Source organism: Bacteroides sp. (assembly GCF_030151085.1).
GTDB lineage: Bacteria > Bacteroidota > Bacteroidia > Bacteroidales > Bacteroidaceae > Bacteroides.
Window position 1 is genome coordinate 1 of the sequence record NZ_JASLER010000100.1, and the last position, 19,652, is coordinate 19,652.

A 19,652-nucleotide genomic window follows, 5' to 3' on the forward strand; every position below is an offset into this window, starting at 1 on the left:
CATTTACAACGTATTGTATATCAGGGATTTTCGTTGAGGTAGCCTCACATAACGACTGAGGTAGCCTCACATAACGACAGAGGCAGCCTCTCATAACGACAGAGAGTACCAAAGATAACGACTGAGGTTACCTCTGTTTTATGTAAAGATAAATGAAGCAAAAAGCATTCCCGTTTAGCCCATAACGGGAAAAACATGAGCTAAACAGAATATCATTTTTTTCAAAACCCGCCTGAAAGGAGTTAAAGGGGAATATATGAGCTAAATAATAATTTAGCGCAGCTTAAGCCTGAAAGGCTTTTATCTTACAGCCCAGGGCATCGCCCTGGGTCTCTGAATGCCTACACACCCCGCGCCCTGAAAGGGCATAATACCTGTATATGTGACTTTTGCCCTTTCAGGGCGCAACGTTAACAACCTATTATTGTACCCAGGGCGATGCCCTGGGCTGTAAGATAAAAGCCTTTCAGGCTTAAGCTGCGCTAGACTTTCATTTACTTCAGAACCCGTCACTAATGAGTTATTTCTTATATCGAACTCACGTTATTTTTCGTAACGGAAGAAGTCAACATCAACATATCCTCCGGCTGTTTTCGTGGCATAATTAAAGATAGCGAACTTGTTTCCTGTAAAATGCGTCATACTGAAGATCATGTGAAATTTCTCACCCAGTTGTTTCCACTCCTTGTCATTCAGGCTATAGGAGAAGGTAGCATCATCTGTAGTAAAATCACAATCTATCTTCAGGTATACTTGATTGCTATCAATTTCTACACGTGCCTTTTCCACACCACGATCAGTCATCAGTAAGAACTTCTTTCCATTCTCTTGTATCACGGTAAGCGTACCCGGTTCGGAGCAGAAAGCCGCTAAACCTGCACAGTCACCATCCTTCATATGAGAGAGATCGATGGAAACCACACCACTACATTCAGGTCCTTCCGTACGTTGAGTCAACGTATTTCGTGCCTCGAAAAGGTTGTTGACTACCTTTCCTGTTTTCAGGCGGAGATAGCCCGGACGTTCGGTCAATGCCCAAAGTGAGTTATCGGGATTGTGGTTCCATTGCCACGTAAGACCTAATTTGGAATCTTTAAAATCGTCACTCACCACCAGTTCCGTTTTTTCATAATCGCCTTTAAGAGGGACGGTCATTGTTTGAGGTACTTTACCATTTTCATCACCCAGCATAGGCCAGCCATCTTCCCAACGACAAGGCAGTAACACCGGTACACGACCGACAGCTTCATGATCTTGAAAAAGCATAGCTACCCATTCCCCTTTTTCGGTATCGATAAAGCAACCTTGAGCCACACCATGATTAGCATATCCCATATCATCCGAAAGAATAACTTTCATCTCATAAGGCCCGGCTACCTGATCCGAACGGAAGCAGAGTTGAGTACGAATACCGCCTTCGGGCCACCAAATCATAGAAATGTAGTACTTACCATTGAACTTATAGAAGTGTGCACCTTCCAGTAACCCCTTAGGTTCGGCAGGAATAATCTCTACGTTCACACCATCAGGATTGATACCCGATAGGTCATCATTGAATTCAATGATACGGATATGACGTGCTCCGTAAACCAGATAAATCTTTCCGTCATCATCAAACAGCATAGAAGCGTCATGCAGATATTCGTCAATCTCAAGTTTCTTTTCCCATTTTCCGGCAGGATCTTTGGCTGTATAGATATAAGACTTATTGCCCGTACCGAAGAAGACATAAAATAACCCGTTATGATAGCGCAGAGAAGCGGCCCACTGCCCACGACTGTAAACATTACCACCTTCCAAGTTATTCTTGGGACTTTCGTTGAGTTCATCGAATACATAGCTAATCATTTTCCAGTTCACCAAGTCTTTAGAGTGCATAATAGGTGCTCCGGGCGACATGTGGGCAGTGGTACTCACCATGTAATAATCACTTCCTACACGTATTACATCCACATCGGGAACATCGGAGTAAATCACAGGATTGGTAAATGTCGTTTTTTCCTGCTCCGAAACCTTTTTCTTTGCATCTGTACACCCTACAGTCAGAAGCAAAGTTAAACAGCTAATCCAAAAGCATGCTTTATTCATCATAAGTAGATCATTATAATATGTTTATACAATTTTATTTCGTTTGTGTACCCGATGGCTTTACCAATCGTTTGCTTTTCGGATAGGGAGTGCCAAACAACGGATAATCATCTTTTCCCCACTCTATCTTCTGCGTACGGGGGCTTCTTGTATCGCCCATACCCGGAGGATCTACCTGCGTGTCACGCGCATGATAAAGAATATAATCCTCTTTACCATCAGGAGATTTAAAGAAACTGTTATGTCCCGTACCAAACACACCGTTCTCCGGAGACTGGCGGAATAAGGGTTTAGGGGACTTCTTCCATGAAGCCGGATTCAGCAAATCCGCATTAGTGTCGGCAGTCAGCATGCCCAGTGCATAGTAGGGAGTCCACACACCACTCGCTGAGTAAACCACATGGATATACTTTCCTTTAGGGCTCATCAATGGTTGAGGACCTTCATTTACAAAGACCTTATGAGGAGGGTTCCAACCGTCTTCATTAATGTAATGACGTTCCCACTCCAATTCAGGTTTTGAAATCAAGACACGCTCGGAGCCCAATGTCCAAGGATTCTCCATTCTTGCTATATAGATGCATTGTGTTTCCGTATCTACACGGCGAGTCTGCCAGCCAGACCATACCATATAGAGCTCACCCTTATGTTCGAATACCGAACCGTCGATAGCCCAGTTATTGTCTTTATCTGTACTGATACGTCCTTTCATCACAAACTCACCTTCGAAGGGATCTTTGTTTGAATTCTCCAATACATACATCTGGTGATTGTCCGTATTACCATCATCGGCGGCATAATAGATATACCATTTGCCTTTTACATTATGGATTTCGGGTGCCCAAAGATTACGTTTGTTCGTGGGGTCGGTAGGAATCCATATTGTCTTTTTCACAGCATTGCGTACATCAGTTACGTCCTTTGTTTTCCACAATACCAAGCTGTCAATCATGGTATGCATGTAGTAATAAGAACCTTCATGCCACAACGCCCAGGGATCAGGACCGTAATTGCTCAACGGATTAGTATAAGTTCCTTCCAAGTCTTCGGGCGTCTTGCTGAAAATACCGTGAATCAATTTAGTGTCAAACTTAGGAGTACGGTCGTAATAATAAATACCGTTCTGTTCCTGCTCTACATCGGTGAGCTGTGTGTAACAATATCCCCAAACATGATCGTTCAAGTCCAGAATGGCATTAATTTGTCCATCCAGGCGTTGCAGAAATTCCGACTCTGACTTGGGAGGTACACCGTATCCCCAAGATTGGGTGTCAGAGTTTGCTTTATCCTGATTCTTCACCCATTTAATACCACCTACTTCATCAATCAGATAAGGCATCTTGCCATCGTACACTGGGAAGTTATAAGTATCGTTCTGACGCAAACCATTGAAACCAATATTAGCCGGAGTAACACCTGCTGTATAGTTAGGAGCCTGCAAGAATTTACCATCCTTATAAAGGAGATCTTTCAACTTATCCGGATTCTGCTCGTAATTGTGCACAGTCCAGATATCTGTCTTGATATGAGTGCCACCGCTGGCATCATTTACCGGACGAGTAGGATCTAATGACTTAGTCAGATCATATAGATCTGCTGTGAAACGAGGATATTGTACCCTATCCGGCCACCACTCCTCATTCATCGGAGTCCAGATGAGCAAAGAAGGATGGTTACGGTCACGAAGTACCAATTCCGACCATTCCATCAGGAAATTGCGGGCTACTTCCACGTTATTGGCATCCATACCCCAACTTGGTGCTTCACCCCAAGTGATATAACCCAACTTATCAGCCCAATAATAGAAGCGCTCTTCAAATGCTTTCTGATGCAGGCGGGCACCATTAAATCCGGCAGCCATAGAAAGTTCGATGTCTTTCTTCAAAGCCTCATCGGTAGGAGCAGTCCAGATACCATCGGGATAGAAACCTTGATCAAGTACCAGACGTTGATAATAAGGCTTGTTATTCAAGCATATTTTATTGCCTTCAACATGCACCTTGCGCATACCGATGTAAGAAATCACTTCATCGATCAGTTTTCCAGCCTCATCTATTACTTGATAAGACACGGTATAAAGAAAAGGAGATTCGGGAGACCAGAGTTTAGCCTTCTTAATAGGAAGTACGGCAACGGAGTTATTCGTAGCTTTTACAGTAGTAGAGGCAACCGTCCGATTACCGTCCTTAACAATAATCTTCAAGAAATTCTTGCTGTCACTGTAAAACTTGGGGAACACTACCAACTGCTCTTGGTCTATATCTGTAATAGTTTGTGTTGATTTTAATCCTGATGGATCAACTGCTTCCATCCATACAGTCTGCCAAATACCGGTAGTACGGGTATAGTTACATCCATAAGAAGCGAATTGCAAATTTTGTTTACCTGCACTCTGCATGGTAGAGCGTAAATCACTGGATGCACGCACCACCAAGTGATGCGTTTTATCGGGAGTTACCAATTTAGTAATATCGAGACTGAAAGAAGAGCTGCCTCCGAAATGGCGTCCGGCAAGTGTTCCGTCAATATATACTTCTGAATTGAAATAGACGGCACCAAAGTTGAGCCATACATTCTTCCCTGCCCACTCCTGCGGAATATTTATTTCCCTATGATACCAAATATGGTTAATGAAGTCTTTATACTCCACTCCTGACAAAGCACTTTCGGGGCAAAAAGGTACCACAATCTTTTGGTCGAAAGAAGTAGCTGATTGAAGTCCGCGTTCAAGACCAGAGTTCGAGAAGTCGAATGTATAATCCCACTCACCATTTAAGTTTATCCATGCTGCCCGTTCAAACTGAGGACGAGGATATTCTTTTCGGGGAATATCGCCGGCATTCGCTTGAAATGCCATGCTAAGAGTCAGTAAAGCTGTTCCTAAAATTTTCTTTATATCCATAATCTTTTTATTTAAAATCAAAATAAACGGTATAATGCTGGTCGCTATTACGGAAGAGCGGGCTGAGGGTTACCTCCTCCGGTTGTCCTGTTCCTTTATCAGTATGGAATGTCAGCGGGTTGCCTTCAACGGGTTTCAGCCATTTAGTTATCTTCGCAGGATTGCCCTTCAATGCCGGAACCGGAGGATTCTCCTTGGAGTCGGTCTTCTTCCCAAGCTCTGCAGCCAGGACGATAGGGCCGTAAAGAATGGCACCTTTGTTCTTGTTATCAGGCATATATTCTATGTGAAGAGACATGGGCATTTCCATAGTAATCACGTCATTTTGTTGCCAAAGACGGTTGATACGGATATAACTTCCGGGGAATTTCTTCACCGGTTGCTTCTTACCGTTTACTTTGACCGTCACTCCATTGACTGCCCAAGAAGGGTAGCGAAGAAGAACAGGAATTTGTATTCCGCCTGTCGGAACGGTAGTTATAGTCAGTTTGGTGAAAGCCTCATCAGGATAAGTCGTTTCTTGACGTACTGCTATACCCTTATCTTTCCAATTCAATACAGAAGGGATGAAGAGATTTACGTAAAGCCCTTGCCCGTCGGCTGTTTTGTAATAGATGGCTTCTTCATACTTGGCATGGTTCTCATAACCCGTACCTACACAGCAGGTGTTATCACGAAATGGATAATGGAACGCCTTGGCACTCCCCGGATGGAGAGTATGATAATAAGTAACACCTCCTGATGCCGGGTCTTGCGAAGAAAGTATATGATTATAAAGTGCACGCTCATAGTAATCGGCATACTCGGGAAATGCATCCCAAGTGAAAAGGTGACGAGTCAACTTCAGCATATTGTAGGTGTTACAAGTCTCAGTCGTATTCTCACTCAGATTCTCAGATAACTCACGGGGTTTACTGAATACTTCTTTATCACTGTTACCGCCTGTTACGTATGAATGATCGGAAACTACAGTATTCCAGAAGAAAGTGGCAATATCACGGCTTTCTTTTCTTCCTGTTAGTTCATATCTACGTGCCTCTCCTACTATCTTTGGTATCTGTGTGTTAGCATGGATACCGGCAAGACTGTCCTTGCGGGCGGCAAGTGTATTCAATATCCCACTATGATAGAATAAATCTCCCAGTTTCTTATGGCGGACGTCACCAGTAACTGCGTAGATGTTGTAAAAAACCTCAGGCATTCCGCCAAACTCGGCAAGCAACATACGTTGCAGGTCTTCATAGGGCAAGGGTTTGAGTTTGCGGTATGCCCAGTCGCACATCTTCATTAATACTTCGTAAGCTTGTTGGTTTTTACAAAGCAGATACTGATCAAGCATACCTGCATACATTTTATGTAATGTGTACCAAGGTGCCCATACGACATCTCCCCCCGCAATGGCACGGTCAATAAAGTGTTCGGGGAAGGCACTGAGGTAACCACTTGTACTTATTGCCTGCTGGCACTCAGCGAGCCCTTTAACCAGTTCTTCACCTTTGATACAATATTGTTCGTCACCAGTGGCAGCGTACATCAAAGCCAGTGCACTGAGGAAATGTCCCAGCGAATGTCCGCGTAGCTCACAGTCCAGTCCTTCCCATCCACCAAAAGCCTGCGCTGTGGTTTTTATGCCGGCAGTGATGCGGAAGTTATGCAAAAAGCGGTTCACATCGGCTTCTTTCAACCAATGCTGATCTACTTCCATAGCACGTTTGAAGAGGCTTTCCAGAAGTTGTACATCCGTATAATCGAAAGCAGCGGCTTTCAGTGGAATACAGGTATTTATCTTTATCGCCTCTTTCGTTTGCCCGGGATATTGGGCAAAGGAGGTGAGTGATGCCATGCTTAGCACAGCTCCTACTATCAAGACTCGTCGTTTTACTGTCATCTTAATTAATGGTATTAGAAAGGGGGAAATTGTCAGTTACTTCATTTTTCTTTTCCGTAAAAGTACTGCCATTTCTGCGATCGATCATCCTATAAAATTGCCAAAAAATAGCAGTTTCTTCCCATTTTGCGTGGCTGGAACGTATCTTCCAGCCTTTTGCTCTATTCTATCAGAAACTTTGCAGGACGGATAGCCGAAAGTCTGACCGCAAACAGGATAATATATATATAATAAATGAACAGGCAGGATAAAGCTACTGAAGTACCGATAGTCAGCGCACTGCTACCGAAGCTTTGTTGCAGTGCACCCATCAATGGGGGCAGGATAGCACCACCGATAGCAAACGAACAGATGATGCCCGAAGCACGTTTGGTATGTTCGCCTAAGTCTTCGGAAGCCAAATTGAATATGCTTCCCCACATAATGGAGTTGAAGAAGCCACAAAGTAACATCAAGATGATAGAGAGTTGCCCTTCAATCAACAAAGACACTCCTAAAAGGATCATCGCCGCCACACAACAGAAGACCATCGCCATGCGTACTTTCACTTTTCTCAGAATAAGAGAACCAACTAATCGTCCAACCATCAAACCACCCCAATAAATAGCAAGTACGCCTGTTCCGCTCCATTCACTTCCCAAGAAATGAATGGAATTTATACCCAAAGCTCTCATTCTATCCGGCAGAAAGCTCGGAATACCTATCTCCACACCCATATAAACGAATATAGCGATAGCACCAAACATCAAGTGAGGATAACGATAAGGACTGCTTGAACTTCGCTTATTTCCGGAAGGTTGTTCCTCAATCTCGGGCAATCGCAGAAAATAGAGCAGTAAGCACAATACCAGTGCGATACCTGCTATCATCAAGAAAGGGATTTGTACATTCGTTGCATCGGGACGTGCATCAATGGGAGCATTCTCAGCAATCGTTTCTGTTGAAATGAGCATCGCCACAAATATAGGAGCTGCCACCGTTGCCGCAGAATTAAAGAAGCCCACCAGATTAAGACGACTCGCCGCCTCATTGGGAGCGCCCAATGCAAGTACATAAGGATTCAGTACTATTTGTAACAAAGCAATGCCTAACGCAACTATAAACATAGAAGCCAGAAAAGCCGGATATCCCAAAGTCACAGCAGGATAAATAAGGACAAAGCCTGTTGCCACTACAAACAAGGACAATACCGCCGAAGCTTTATAACCAAGCTTATTGAGTAAGTAAGACAAAGGAATAGAAAACAGGTATGCCCCGAAGAAAGCAGTATTCACCAATTGCTTTTCCGAAAAGGAGAGCATCCATTTACTGGATGAAAGGAAATCGATCAAGGAATTATTCATTGTTGTAATGAAACCGACCATAAAGAAAAGGACGGACATTACTATCATAGGGAAGAGATAACTCTTCCTTCCACTATTATGATTCATAATTGATATATGTTTATCTTTTATTTATACACTGCCCGGAAGCCGAACAATCCACCCGCATAGTTGTCTTGATGCGATTGAAAGCGGACATTGATACATTGCTTGCCTTTAGTTACTGAAAGGGGAATATCGTAGGTTTCATCGAAAATGTTATTGCCATGCGAACCATCCAAGCTAACGGTTCTAAACAGAACGCCGTCTATCAGAATATCAAAGTTACGTTTGTCCTTGTCCGCTCCCCAATAGGTACAAATCATTTGCATTTCTCGTTCACCATCTACTTTTACATCGAAGGAGAACCAACCGTTAAAGGCATCACGAAAAGCATATCCGTTAGCATTACCTGAGGTTGATTTCTCTGATTTCAGATTGTGATCTCTTTCGGGCTGCATCTCGCCGATGCGGAAATGGTCGGTGGTACGGGCTTCCAAAGCTTTCTGCTCTTCCATCATTTTAAGATAAGCTGCCTCTTTACTCGCCCATTCGCTGGAAGTAAAGGCATCGAAATAAACCGCATACTTCTGATCGTGTATCGTATAGAAAGAAACCAAAGGTAGCTGTGGATTGGAAGTAGTCTGCGCCGTAAAGGTCAGGGGTTTCCCCTGTACAGGACGAATAGCATCAAGGATAGCACCTGTTTCGGAAACAAAACAAGGGATATTGTAAGCGTTCAAAATATCCGTACCCAAAGGAGCTGCCAGCAGTACCGGGCCATAGAATATTCCCATACATTTGGGGTTATCGGGCATGGAAACAGTATGCAGACTCATAGGGAATTCTATCGTGAGCGTGGTGTTGTCATTCCATTTCTCTTTCAAGGTGAAATAAGAACCGGGAGCACCCTGTATAGTTTGTTCTTGCCCATTCAAAGTGACACGTGCACCGTTGGTTGCCCATTCCGGATAACGGATGTGCAACGGGAAAGACTGTGCCTTACCCTTAAAGCTGATAAGAATTTTCGTATCATCGGGGAAGCGGGTTTGCAACTTCACATCCATATTCTTCTCTTTCCAATTGAGAACAGTGGGAATAAACAGGTTGACAAACAAACCTTTGTCTTTGACGGATTCAAAAAACACACTTTCGGCATACTTTACATGGTTTTCTAAGCCGGTACCTACACAACACCAAAAGTCGCCAAAGCGGGTACTGAATCCTTTCTGTGTACCCGATTCCAAGGGGACGCAATAACACACCATGCCATCATCCGGATTTTGAGAAGCAAGAATATGGTTGTAGAGTGCACGCTCGTAGTAGTCCATATAAGCCGCATCGGCTTTCCAAGAGAAAAGGTGACGGGTGAGTTTCAATACATTATAGGTATTGCAAGTTTCGGAAGTAAATGCGCTCAAGCGGTCATTCAGTTGGTCGGGAGCACCAAGGTGTTCGTGATCACTGTTGCCGCCATTGACGTAACTGTGGTGATTGACGATTCGGTCCCAGTAATAGGTGGCAATAGTATGTTCTTTAGGATCTCCGGTAAGCTCGTAGAGGCGGGCTTCACCGATAATCTTCGGAACCTGGGTGTTGGAGTGCTTGCCTTGAAGTTCGTCGCGTTGCTGTCTCAAAGGTTCGAGTATAGCTTTGTGATAGAACTTACGTGCCAGTTGCAGGTAATTCTTATTCCCGGTGATGGCATAAGTTTCGGCAAGAGACTCATTCATCCCGCCAAATTCACTACGCATCATGACTTGGAATTGTTCGTCGGTAAAAGAGCCGAAAGTATTAACAGCCCAGTCGGAAAGTTTAATAAGAACTTCTTTGGCCTGTTCGCTGCCCGTAAGTTGGTAAGAGTCAATCAGACCTGCCCATAACTTATGCAGTGTGTACCAAGGTACCCAACCGCCATTCAAGTCGAAGCCTTCAGTACGAATATCTCCGGAAGATACTTCAGCCCATATCTTATCTTCATCAGGGATGCCACCTACATAACCCGTCTTACGGGCTGACTGGCATTCGTCAAGTTCGCTGACGATATAGTCCACCCGTTCCTTGAACCGTACATCACCACTTGCTGCATACATCATAGCACAGGCCGAAAGATAATGCCCCAGCGTGTGTCCCGATACGCCCAAACTTTCCCAACCGCCATAGATTTCTGCTTTAGGTTTCAAACCGGCATTTAGACGGAAACGATGCAGAAAACGGTCCGGTTCGAGGGCAAGAAGCCATTCGGCATCCTTGTCCATAGCATTCTTGAAAAGACTTCCGCCCAACAGTCTCAATTCGGAAAGAGGAAAAGCACGGGCTTCAATCTCTATTTTGTCTTTAATGGCTTTCTTCGGCAAAGGATTGCTTGCCGAAGAGAAGGTTGCAAAAGAAAGTAGCAACAGTAGTAATGTATTCTTCATTATTTTATGTTTTTATTATGGCATCATCAGTAAAGCTATGTATTGGCGGTCATTTACAACTCAAATTATACTCTTGTAGCGCCTCATAGAAAGCCACTATATTCTGCATCGGTACTTCCGGTGGCACATCGCAACCCGAAGACAATACGAAGTTACTGAATTTTGCCGTATTCCGTAGTAAAGCCAGTGTTTCTTCTTTTACCTTCCCCGCAGATGCCTGCTTAAAGATACCTACCGGATCAATATTTCCCATGGCAAGCATATCAGCAGGACACTCTTTTACGGCAGCTACCATATCTATCTTGTTGCCGAAATGCAGACCGGCTGCTTTTGTTTCTACCATAGCAGCGGTGCAATGTCCTGTGTTTCCACAGTTGTGCAATATAATCATAAAATGTTCATCCTGCAACTCTTCCACTATTTTACTGATGTAGAAGGATGAGAAAGCAGAACAGTCCTCGTTGGAAACCAGTCCGGCAGCAGGTTCTGCAATGATTACCCCGTTTACACCCGTCTCTTTCATGGCACGCAGATAGCGAAGTATAAACGCCGTGCATTTCTCCAGCAACAGACGCATCATATCAGGTTCCATATAGAGCGCCATCATCATCTCCGACATATCAAACAATCGGCCTGCCAAGGAGAAAGGACCGATGCATCCGCCGAAGATAGGTTTGTCTGTGATATCTTCTGCCGCCAACCTGTTGGCTTTCAGATATTCGGGAACGCGTCCAGCTTCTATCGAAGGCACTTCGAGAGCTTCAATAGATGCCCAGTCCGAAACCAAACGCCCTACTACATTGGGCACTTCATTATCCGTAAAGACAACTTCGGCACCGAAAGCTTCGGCTTCTACCGTAAGGTCCATAATGACCGTACAAGCGGCAGCCGGATATACCTCGTTCAGCCTACGGATAGCTTCGGCATGTATCTCGCCACTGGTCACAGCCTGCTTCACGGTATAACCACACAGTTCGATACCGGGGTGAGTCATGATAGGAATAGCTATTCTCTTGGGATTGGCGATGATACCACTAGCCCATTCTTTCATATTTATCATATTATCTCTTTTTTGTTCTTCTGTCTAAAAGAAGTATAACTGTTTAAAGGAAGTACAATTTGTCTCTTTGTCAACTAGATTGTTTCCTCTTATAGCAATGTATATTCGTACAAATCTCACAACGATAGGGCTGCGGATGCAGTTCCTTTCCTAATCCGAAGAACCCGCTGACGGACTTGACGGGTGACATCAGGAATGAATCCGATAAAGCGATACCGCAAGGTTGTGACGGAAATAAGGAGAACAACTTCTGCTGTTCACGTATGTCCCAACCACAATACCCCGGACTATAAGGAAGACTGTGACGCTGTTCACCCTCCGTATCCAATTCTTTACCCAGCAGAGTAACACAAGACTCGGCAATAACACTGCCGATAGAGTCGGCTACATATTCTTTCACGATATTATCTTGTGCTTTGAGTTGATGCAGATAAACATCATACTCTTTCCCCGCTGTTGCAACAAACAGGCAGATCTGTGTCAGTCCGGGTAGATAAGAACCGATGATTCCTCCGGGAGAGAACTCCACATCCCCTACCCTTACTCTTTTTCGGGCTATCAGTTCGGCTTCCAGCATCTGAAACATATACCTGGGTTTGCACAAGGATTGAATCTCAGCGTACACTTCCGTCACAAGGGCACAGATATTCTCATCAGGCTTGTAGCCACGATACCCCATCGCTAAGTATATATCTGCTTCGGATAGTGCCAGCGACTGCAACTCTACCTGCCTCTCTTCTAACATGCCTGCAATACCCTTTTGGCTAATATCACCGCAGCATTGGCGTTAGAACTGTAGCCGTCCGCCCCTATCTTCATAGCGAATTCTTCATTGACGGGCGCTCCACCCACAAGAACTTTTACCTGGTCGCGCAAGCCTTCAGCAGACAATGTTTCAATAACATTCTGCATATAATTCATTGTGGTAGTAAGCAATGCGGACAAGCATACAATCTGTGGATTATATTTCTTCACTGCCTCTACAAACTGCTGGTCGGAGATGTCAACACCCAGATTGATGACTTCAAACCCGCATCCTTCGAGCATGGAAGCTACAAGGTTCTTCCCAATATCGTGCAAGTCGCCTTTCACGGTTCCGATGACAAGTGTACCGAGAGAGGCACTCGATGCATCCGCCAATAACGGTTTTAGTATTTCGAGACATCCTTTCATGGCACGTGCCGCCAAAAGTAAGTTAGGCACAAACGCCTGTCCTTCGTCGAAACGCTTACCGATTTCCTCCATTCCCTTTATCAAGTAATTATTGATAATATCTTGTGCATCTGCTCCGGCAGCAATTGCGTCGTTCACAACTGCTTTAGCGTCTTCCAGCTTACCGGTAACGATGTAATCTTTTAAATTCATTAACTCTGCCATAGTTAGTTTCTTATTTTAATTGTTTCTGAGCTACTTCTATAAATGCCAACATATTCTCGAATGGCGTATCGCCTTCTACCGAGTGTGAAGGAGAGAAAATATATCCTCCCTCTTTACCGAGTTCCAACAGTCGTTCCGACTCATCTACTACCTCTTGGCGTGTACCGAAAGGAAGTATCTTCTGCATCGACAAGCCACCGTGGAAGGCTAGACGTCCCCGATAACGAGGCAAAATATCATATACATCCATCACTTCCGGCTGGAAAGGATTGAATGAGTTCAGGCCGATGTCTACCAAGTCGTCGAACAGTTCGTCCACATCGCCGCAACTGTGTATCATTACATACTTTCCCGCGGCACGCACATGACCGTACATACGCTTCAAACGGGGATAAATGAATTCTTTCCAAATATCATATCCCATGATTAGACCTTTCTGCTGCCCCCAGTCGTCACCGAAATAGACGGCATCGATGTCATATTCAAGGGCTTTGTCTACTTGTGCCAAATTATAGTCACAGATAGCATCAAGCAATTGATGTACGAACTCAGGGTTGATGATGAAGTCCATCAATAAGTTTTCTATACCTCGCATGGTCCAAGCACGTTCATAGAGCGAGAAACCTATCTGGAAACAACGGAACATATCCGGCTTAGCAGCTATCTCCGGTTCGATATTTGCAAAGAAACGAGGATCTAAAGGATTAGGAAAAGTATATCCCTCAAGAGTCGGCTCAGGCAGAACGATACTTTTTACATCGCCAATGTCTTTGTCAATGCTTCTATCCCACACAACTTTGAATACATCCTGATAGAGATCTCCGCCAAGGTGTTCGAAGAAACCGATATCACTACCTAACTGGAGAATATGATTCCCCAAAACAACATCCAAGTCTTCCACTCCATAATACTTCTGCAATGCCTCTTTCGGCTCTTGAGTGAACTTGAACGACCAAGGCACATAGGAAGGTTTTTGCCCGTCGAGTACCATTTTAATTACTTCACGCTTTGTCATACTGCCAAATTTATTGTTTATCTGATTATTTATCATTTACTAGCTTTTTACCAAACTATTACCCAATGCACCCTATCAGAATTGTCAGTTTCAACCATTGATACTAATAGTTTCATGCGTTGAAACCGACAATTAGATAAGTCCAAACAAAGAGTTCTATTTTCCTTTCATCGGAAGTCCTTCCAGTTTCTTCACTTCGGAGAACAGATAGTAATTCGGTATATTCTCTAATTCTATAGCCACACGGCAAAAAGCATAATCACGAAAATTATTGACATAACCGTTTTGATAAGAAGCTATCGGCATGGAGATTTCCAGTTCTGCATCGGTAGTTACATTGACGTCTTTGACAACATTGCAAGTTGTATAGGTACTGACAATACTAGAGGTGCTTACGTATAACCTGACTTTCTTGATAGCAGGAGCAGCTTTCTTCGTATCAGTACTCTTCACCACTTTAAACTTCATAAGCATATCAGTCCCTTGCAGACTTGCCGTATAATCCCTGACCTCATAATAGGGAATAACTTCAATATCCATCTCCAAATTCTTTTTTAATTCGATATGAATACTGTCATACCCAAGACCTGAACCTAAATTAGTAAACTGTTCAAACTCGAAAGGATATTGGTTATTATAAGGGGTCAACCAATATTCACCGGGAAAAAGTAACTGAGTAAATTTCCCATCAGTATCCACTTGTATAGCCGTACCGCTATCTACTTTACCATAACCGGTTTGTACAACCTTCAGTAATGAACGACCCGAATTTCCATCGAAGGGCAGCTTTTTGCCATTGTAGGTCAAATTTCCGCTGATTGTCACAGAAGGGGCGTCGTAATTATCATATTCACATGAAGCGAAGAGAAACGACACAAGCACCAAACTTAAAAGTATTATCTTTTTCATTGCTATTTCAAATTAATGGTTAGGATTCTTTTCGATATAAGGATTACCTGCCGTTTGAGGATAGGTAGTGTAGAACATTGTACGGTCAAAGTTCAATGGTTGACTATAAAAGGTGAACGATCCGCGATGCTCTAACAATACTTTACGGAAGATCCATTTTCCATGATCGGCATCCCCCGGAGCATAAATTTTATAAGGCCACAAGCCCTTCATCATAGAAGTTTCATTCGTATTGTCATAAGCCCAGACTTCATCAGCCAGTCTCCAACGCTTCAAGTCATAATAACGATGGTCTTCATAAGCCAGTTCCACACGACGTTCGTTGATTATACGGTTAAAGTCAAGCTCATTATCAGTCAATTTGAATGATGCACCACCCGCACGTTCACGAATTTCATTAATCAAGTTCAAAGCCCATTCGCGCGTATTCTTACCTAAATAAGTGGCTATACCGTTCTCTGACAAGCAATAAGCGGCTTCAGCAGCATTCAACACCGCTTCACCATATCGGAAGATTACATAAGGTACCGTACTAGCACCCTCGGCCTCGGTTCCCGCATTCACATCAACAAACTTACGCATCAGGAAACCCGTATGTGAAATATATCCACTAGAACGATGAGGACCTTCTATACCAGTTATACGTTCACCATTGTAGTCATTAGCAGTAGAAAGATAGTTTTCCATTGCATCAATAGTCTTGAAGGTGAAGCTTCCATCTACATTCTTTATAGCCAGTCCGGCTTGGAAATCAAGGTTCGCACCACGGAAAGAAGAACCCGGCATCAAAATAGAACCGGATAAACGAGGATCACGATCTGCGAAAATATCTCCAGCGTTATCATATATCTTATAGCTCAAAGTAGAAACTCCGTCTTCCATCTTTTCAACCTGAACCGGTCCATTATAAGGATTCAAAGGTTCTGTGGTTTTAGACGAAAGTTTTTCATAAGCGTCTACCTGATTTAAAGTAGGATTCAACTCACAGCCTGTTTTAAGTCCTGCATGCATAGCAGCACAAATTGATTTAGTAGTATAGTAATTCTTGAAATTCACACCATCATAGTCACGGCAGAAAATCACTTCAGGATTGCCTTTAGCAGTCTGGAAAAGACTAGCATAATTGTTATCCAAATTACTATCTACTTTATACAAGGAATAACCCTGCTCTTTTAATGCAACATAAGCATCCAATGATTTCTGGAAATAGCTGTTAGCATTCTCCTTGGGAATTCCTACCGCACCACTGGGCAATATCAATCCTTTAGCCTGGCTCTTGTCATAATTATACGCCAAACTCCCGGCATAAAGCATCGCACGACATTTCAAGGCTAAAGCAGAGCCAACAGTTGCACGTGATTTTACACTTGAGTTGACAGCTGCTAAATCACCAACGATAGCATCTACTTCGGAAGCAATAAAGTCATATACTTCCGACTCCTTATTACGTGGACGAGCCAGTTCAAGGGTATTTTCCGTATAATCAAACACTTCTTCTATGATAGGTACACCACCCATTACAGTCACCATCTTGAAATAAACTAATGCACGCAAGAAGCGTGCTTCAGCCAAGAAATATTTCTGTTGATCGGCAGATATATTAGAAACGCTATTTGTCAATTCACGAATATGGATATTTATTTCACGAATCAATTCATAATCATAATATTGGCGATAATCACGATTTACATTGCCTGCCTGATCCCAATAAGAACTGCCTTGCGAACACTCATCCCAACGGGCCACATCCATCAAGCCCGAACCCGTACCGGTTCCACCAAATTCCTGGTCGAACTTTAGTCTGGAATATAAGTTAGCAGCCACACTACTAATACTTTCTACCGAAGAATAAACCTGATTGCCGGACATTGCCGTATTATCCTCTTGCGACAACCAATCTTCACAAGAAGTACACATAAAAGCACATACTGCCAATGCTATATATAATTTCTTTTTCATATATCAGATACCATTAAAAAGTTAAGTTTACACCAATTGTATATACTCGATGTTGGGGATAATCGGCTCCTTGTACGCCTGATACCTCAGGGTCTATACCATAATCTTTCATATTGTCGAATGAGAATAGATTTGTCCCTTCAAAGTAGAAACGACATCTTTGGATGAAAGCCTTTCTTGTCCACTCAATTGGCAATGTATAACCAATCACCAGATTACGTAAGCGCAAATAACTAACATTCTTATTATAGAAATTATTCACATACCATGTAGAAGGAGACTGGTCACCTCTGAATGCAGGGAACTTGCCTGCCACCCAAGGAGAAGTAGGATCAAAAATATCTTCGTGATGCCAAACATCCAATGTATTATATTTAAATCCATTCGCAGTATAATTCACGCCACTACCCCAAATAGAGAACCAGTCGGGACACCACGTATTCATAAATCCTCCTGCAAAATCAGCGGCAACATCCAGCCCTTTCCAATCGAATCCGAGAGAGAAACCTAACGACAACAAAGGATTCTTATTTCCCTGTCCGCCATTTTCCCAAGGATATTCTCCACCACCATATCCTAACGGTCGTCTGTCGAAGTCATTAATAACACCGTCGCCATTGTAGTCTTTGAAAATCAAATCACCCGGCAACAAGGTAGTATTGTTTCTTCCATCAATATTCACCGGATAATTATCAATTTCTTCCTGTGACTGGAATACACCAATCACATCATACATCCAGATTCTACCATTCTCCATATTGGCCCAACGCTCACTCTTGCTCCACCAATACTGGTCGATAGCATTAAAGAATTTCTCTCCATATACTTTTCCGTTCTTACGACGCGCTAAAGTGGCATTAGCACTCACAAAGTAGTTGAAGTCATTCACCTTGTCATTCCACTTGATTGCAACATCAAAACCTACGTTCATATCCGAGTTCAAGTTCTGTGGTAATACATTCAGACCACTTTCCTTAGGGAAATTGATGTCATCCGGTCTTGCAGCAATTCCAGATCTCTTACGCTTAAACATATCGAATTCGAAGTTCAACTTATTATCCAGAAATCCCAATTCAAAGCCGACATCAATAATCGAGCTCTTCATCCAGCTTAAGGTAGTAACAGGTATCCCTTTTACTTTGGAACCCGTAATAACTTTGTTGTCGCTTGAAGAAAATGGATCGGAAGGGAAGTATGCCGAACCTTGTTGGTAATTATAGCCCGACAAATAGGCAAAGTCAGGATATAAATCGCCCAAACCATCATCACCCACTTCACCATAAGAGAATCTCAATTTAGCATTAGAGATCCAATCCGCAACCTTTGATTCCTTAAAGAATCCCTCTTCCGAAATACGCCATGCCGCAGAGAAAGACGGGAAGAATGCCCAACGCTTCTCTTTCGGAAACTTCCATGAACCGTCGTAACGACCTGCAAAGTCTAAAATATATTTCTGGGCATAGTTGTAACCGGCTCTAAACACAAAACTGGCAGTAGAGGTCTGAATCTTTTTCTCACTAACTGTATTATTTTCACTAGTACCAACCAAATCCACATAAGGATTTTCTACAGGAGACTGCGTAATGGACAAATAGTTTTGTTGGCGTTGATAGAACTCAAATCCAGCAGTACCAGTAATGTTATGCTTACCAAATGTATTGTCATAATTCAATAAGAATTGCCCATTAATATCATAAAAGTTATCTCGGATGCGGCTACGTTTTGCACCTCCGGCTTCTGCTTTATCATACTTCACGATATAGCTGTCTGTAGCACGGTCATAGGTATATTCTTTATACCCTTTTTCATTGCGGTTATTGTTGTTATTTGCAAAGAAATAGGAGAATAATGCTTTCGCAGTTAATCCTTTCAACGGAGTCTTATAATCTACAGTGAAAGTATTACGTACCGTACGCCATTTTGAATCATATTCTCCGGCATGTTCCTTGTCAAAGCCTGCCATATTGCGGGAGTCGTGAGCAATCAGATAGTTCAAATAGTTCGGGTTATCATTAGCAAAAGGACGATAAGTAGGTAACAAGCCAAACAGTGAGTTACGAATCAACTGATAACCACCAGCAGCCGCATCAATCGGAGTTATTGCAGGACCGCTATTACTTTCAATCTTGCCTGACATCTGATAACCGATTTTCAGAAAGTCCGTAACTTGCATATCAAAGTTGGCCTGCAAGTTGACACGGTTAAAGTTATAATCTTTAAAAACGGCATCTTGGTCTATATAAGAAGCGGATATATAGTAAGTCGTCTTCTCTCCTCCTCCCGAAACACTGGCGTTTACGTATTTTTGAGGAGCAGCATTATTGACATAATTGTCGTACCAGTCGAAACTGCGATAGTCTTCGCCTGTTTCCGGATTATAAGTACCGGCTTTCCATTTTTCAAGTTCCACCTTAGTATTGTTGATCGCTGTAGGATCTGTCAATACACCACGGTTCACTTTCTGCATAGCCTGAGCATAGTTATATTCATAGGCATTCATCAATTCAGGATAGGTTGTCCATTGTTGCCATGCCATATACGAATTGACCGAAACAGTTGGTTTCGAGCCTTTCTTACCATTCTTTGTAGTTACAAGAACTACACCATTAGCCGCCTTCATACCATAGATTGCCGCAGCACCGTCCTTCAATATGGATATATTCTCAATATCAT

At 43.1% G+C, this 19,652-nt stretch carries 12 protein-coding genes and 1 pseudogene; all 13 read right to left on the reverse strand.

Features of this window, described 5'->3' with window-relative positions; genetic code table 11:
* Positions 1-543 precede the first annotated feature (543 nt).
* Complete coding sequence (locus tag Q1W14_RS21445; RefSeq protein ID WP_300704891.1) at positions 544-2,088, reverse strand: glycoside hydrolase 43 family protein; 1,545 nt, start codon at positions 2,086-2,088, stop codon at positions 544-546.
* Positions 2,089-2,122: 34 nt separating this feature from the next.
* Positions 2,123-3,130, reverse strand: a complete 1,008-nt coding sequence (locus Q1W14_RS21450) for a glycoside hydrolase family 43 protein (RefSeq protein ID WP_300704893.1) — start codon at positions 3,128-3,130, stop codon at positions 2,123-2,125.
* A gap of 3 nt (positions 3,131-3,133) precedes the next feature.
* A pseudogene (locus tag Q1W14_RS21455) lies at positions 3,134-4,945 on the reverse strand (glycoside hydrolase family 2 TIM barrel-domain containing protein); the annotation flags it as partial.
* Between the two features lie 52 nt (positions 4,946-4,997).
* Complete coding sequence (locus Q1W14_RS21460) at positions 4,998-6,878, reverse strand: glycoside hydrolase family 127 protein (protein ID WP_300704874.1); 1,881 nt, start codon at positions 6,876-6,878, stop codon at positions 4,998-5,000.
* A 161-nt stretch (positions 6,879-7,039) separates the two neighbouring features.
* A complete protein-coding gene (gene gluP / locus Q1W14_RS21465; protein ID WP_300704876.1) occupies positions 7,040-8,308 on the reverse strand; it encodes a glucose/galactose MFS transporter in 1,269 nt (422 codons plus the stop codon).
* Between the two features lie 20 nt (positions 8,309-8,328).
* The gene (locus Q1W14_RS21470; protein WP_300704878.1) at positions 8,329-10,659 is read right to left on the reverse strand and encodes a glycoside hydrolase family 127 protein; all 2,331 of its coding nucleotides are present in this window, start codon (positions 10,657-10,659) and stop codon (positions 8,329-8,331) included.
* A 49-nt stretch (positions 10,660-10,708) separates the two neighbouring features.
* Positions 10,709-11,719 (reverse strand): uroporphyrinogen decarboxylase family protein, encoded by a 1,011-nt coding sequence (locus tag Q1W14_RS21475; protein WP_300704880.1) that lies wholly within the window; start codon positions 11,717-11,719, stop codon positions 10,709-10,711.
* A gap of 70 nt (positions 11,720-11,789) precedes the next feature.
* Positions 11,790-12,464, reverse strand: a complete 675-nt coding sequence (locus Q1W14_RS21480; RefSeq protein ID WP_300704882.1) for a vitamin B12 dependent-methionine synthase activation domain-containing protein — start codon at positions 12,462-12,464, stop codon at positions 11,790-11,792.
* The gene (locus Q1W14_RS21485; RefSeq protein WP_300704884.1) at positions 12,458-13,096 is read right to left on the reverse strand and encodes a corrinoid protein; all 639 of its coding nucleotides are present in this window, start codon (positions 13,094-13,096) and stop codon (positions 12,458-12,460) included. The genes Q1W14_RS21480 and Q1W14_RS21485 overlap by 7 nt, the downstream gene beginning before the upstream one ends.
* 10 nt (positions 13,097-13,106) lie before the next feature.
* Positions 13,107-14,147 carry a uroporphyrinogen decarboxylase family protein gene (locus tag Q1W14_RS21490; protein WP_300704885.1) on the reverse strand — a complete coding sequence of 347 codons (1,041 nt, stop codon included), beginning with the start codon at positions 14,145-14,147 and terminating at the stop codon, positions 13,107-13,109.
* A 120-nt stretch (positions 14,148-14,267) separates the two neighbouring features.
* A complete protein-coding gene (locus Q1W14_RS21495; protein ID WP_300704886.1) occupies positions 14,268-15,020 on the reverse strand; it encodes a DUF3823 domain-containing protein in 753 nt (250 codons plus the stop codon).
* Between the two features lie 12 nt (positions 15,021-15,032).
* A complete protein-coding gene (locus tag Q1W14_RS21500) occupies positions 15,033-16,979 on the reverse strand; it encodes a RagB/SusD family nutrient uptake outer membrane protein (RefSeq protein ID WP_300704888.1) in 1,947 nt (648 codons plus the stop codon).
* Positions 16,980-16,992: 13 nt separating this feature from the next.
* Positions 16,993-19,652, reverse strand: a 2,660-nt coding sequence (locus tag Q1W14_RS21505; RefSeq protein ID WP_300704890.1) for a SusC/RagA family TonB-linked outer membrane protein, incomplete at its 5' end; no start/stop codon positions are given.

What these genes read in the sequence shown, in the direction of transcription:
- Q1W14_RS21470 (WP_300704878.1), bottom strand. Translation starts at nt 10,659, where the DNA reads ATGAAGAATACATTACTACTGTTGCTACTTTCTTTTGCAACCTTCTCT.
- Q1W14_RS21490 (WP_300704885.1), bottom strand. Translation starts at nt 14,147, where the DNA reads ATGATAAATAATCAGATAAACAATAAATTTGGCAGTATGACAAAGCGT.
- Q1W14_RS21500 (WP_300704888.1), bottom strand. Translation starts at nt 16,979, where the DNA reads ATGAAAAAGAAATTATATATAGCATTGGCAGTATGTGCTTTTATGTGT.
- Q1W14_RS21485 (WP_300704884.1), bottom strand. Translation starts at nt 13,096, where the DNA reads ATGGCAGAGTTAATGAATTTAAAAGATTACATCGTTACCGGTAAGCTG.
- Q1W14_RS21445 (WP_300704891.1), bottom strand. Translation starts at nt 2,088, where the DNA reads ATGAATAAAGCATGCTTTTGGATTAGCTGTTTAACTTTGCTTCTGACT.
- Q1W14_RS21460 (WP_300704874.1), bottom strand. Translation starts at nt 6,878, where the DNA reads ATGACAGTAAAACGACGAGTCTTGATAGTAGGAGCTGTGCTAAGCATG.
- Q1W14_RS21480 (WP_300704882.1), bottom strand. Translation starts at nt 12,464, where the DNA reads ATGTTAGAAGAGAGGCAGGTAGAGTTGCAGTCGCTGGCACTATCCGAA.
- Q1W14_RS21475 (WP_300704880.1), bottom strand. Translation starts at nt 11,719, where the DNA reads ATGATAAATATGAAAGAATGGGCTAGTGGTATCATCGCCAATCCCAAG.
- Q1W14_RS21495 (WP_300704886.1), bottom strand. Translation starts at nt 15,020, where the DNA reads ATGAAAAAGATAATACTTTTAAGTTTGGTGCTTGTGTCGTTTCTCTTC.
- gluP (WP_300704876.1), bottom strand. Translation starts at nt 8,308, where the DNA reads ATGAATCATAATAGTGGAAGGAAGAGTTATCTCTTCCCTATGATAGTA.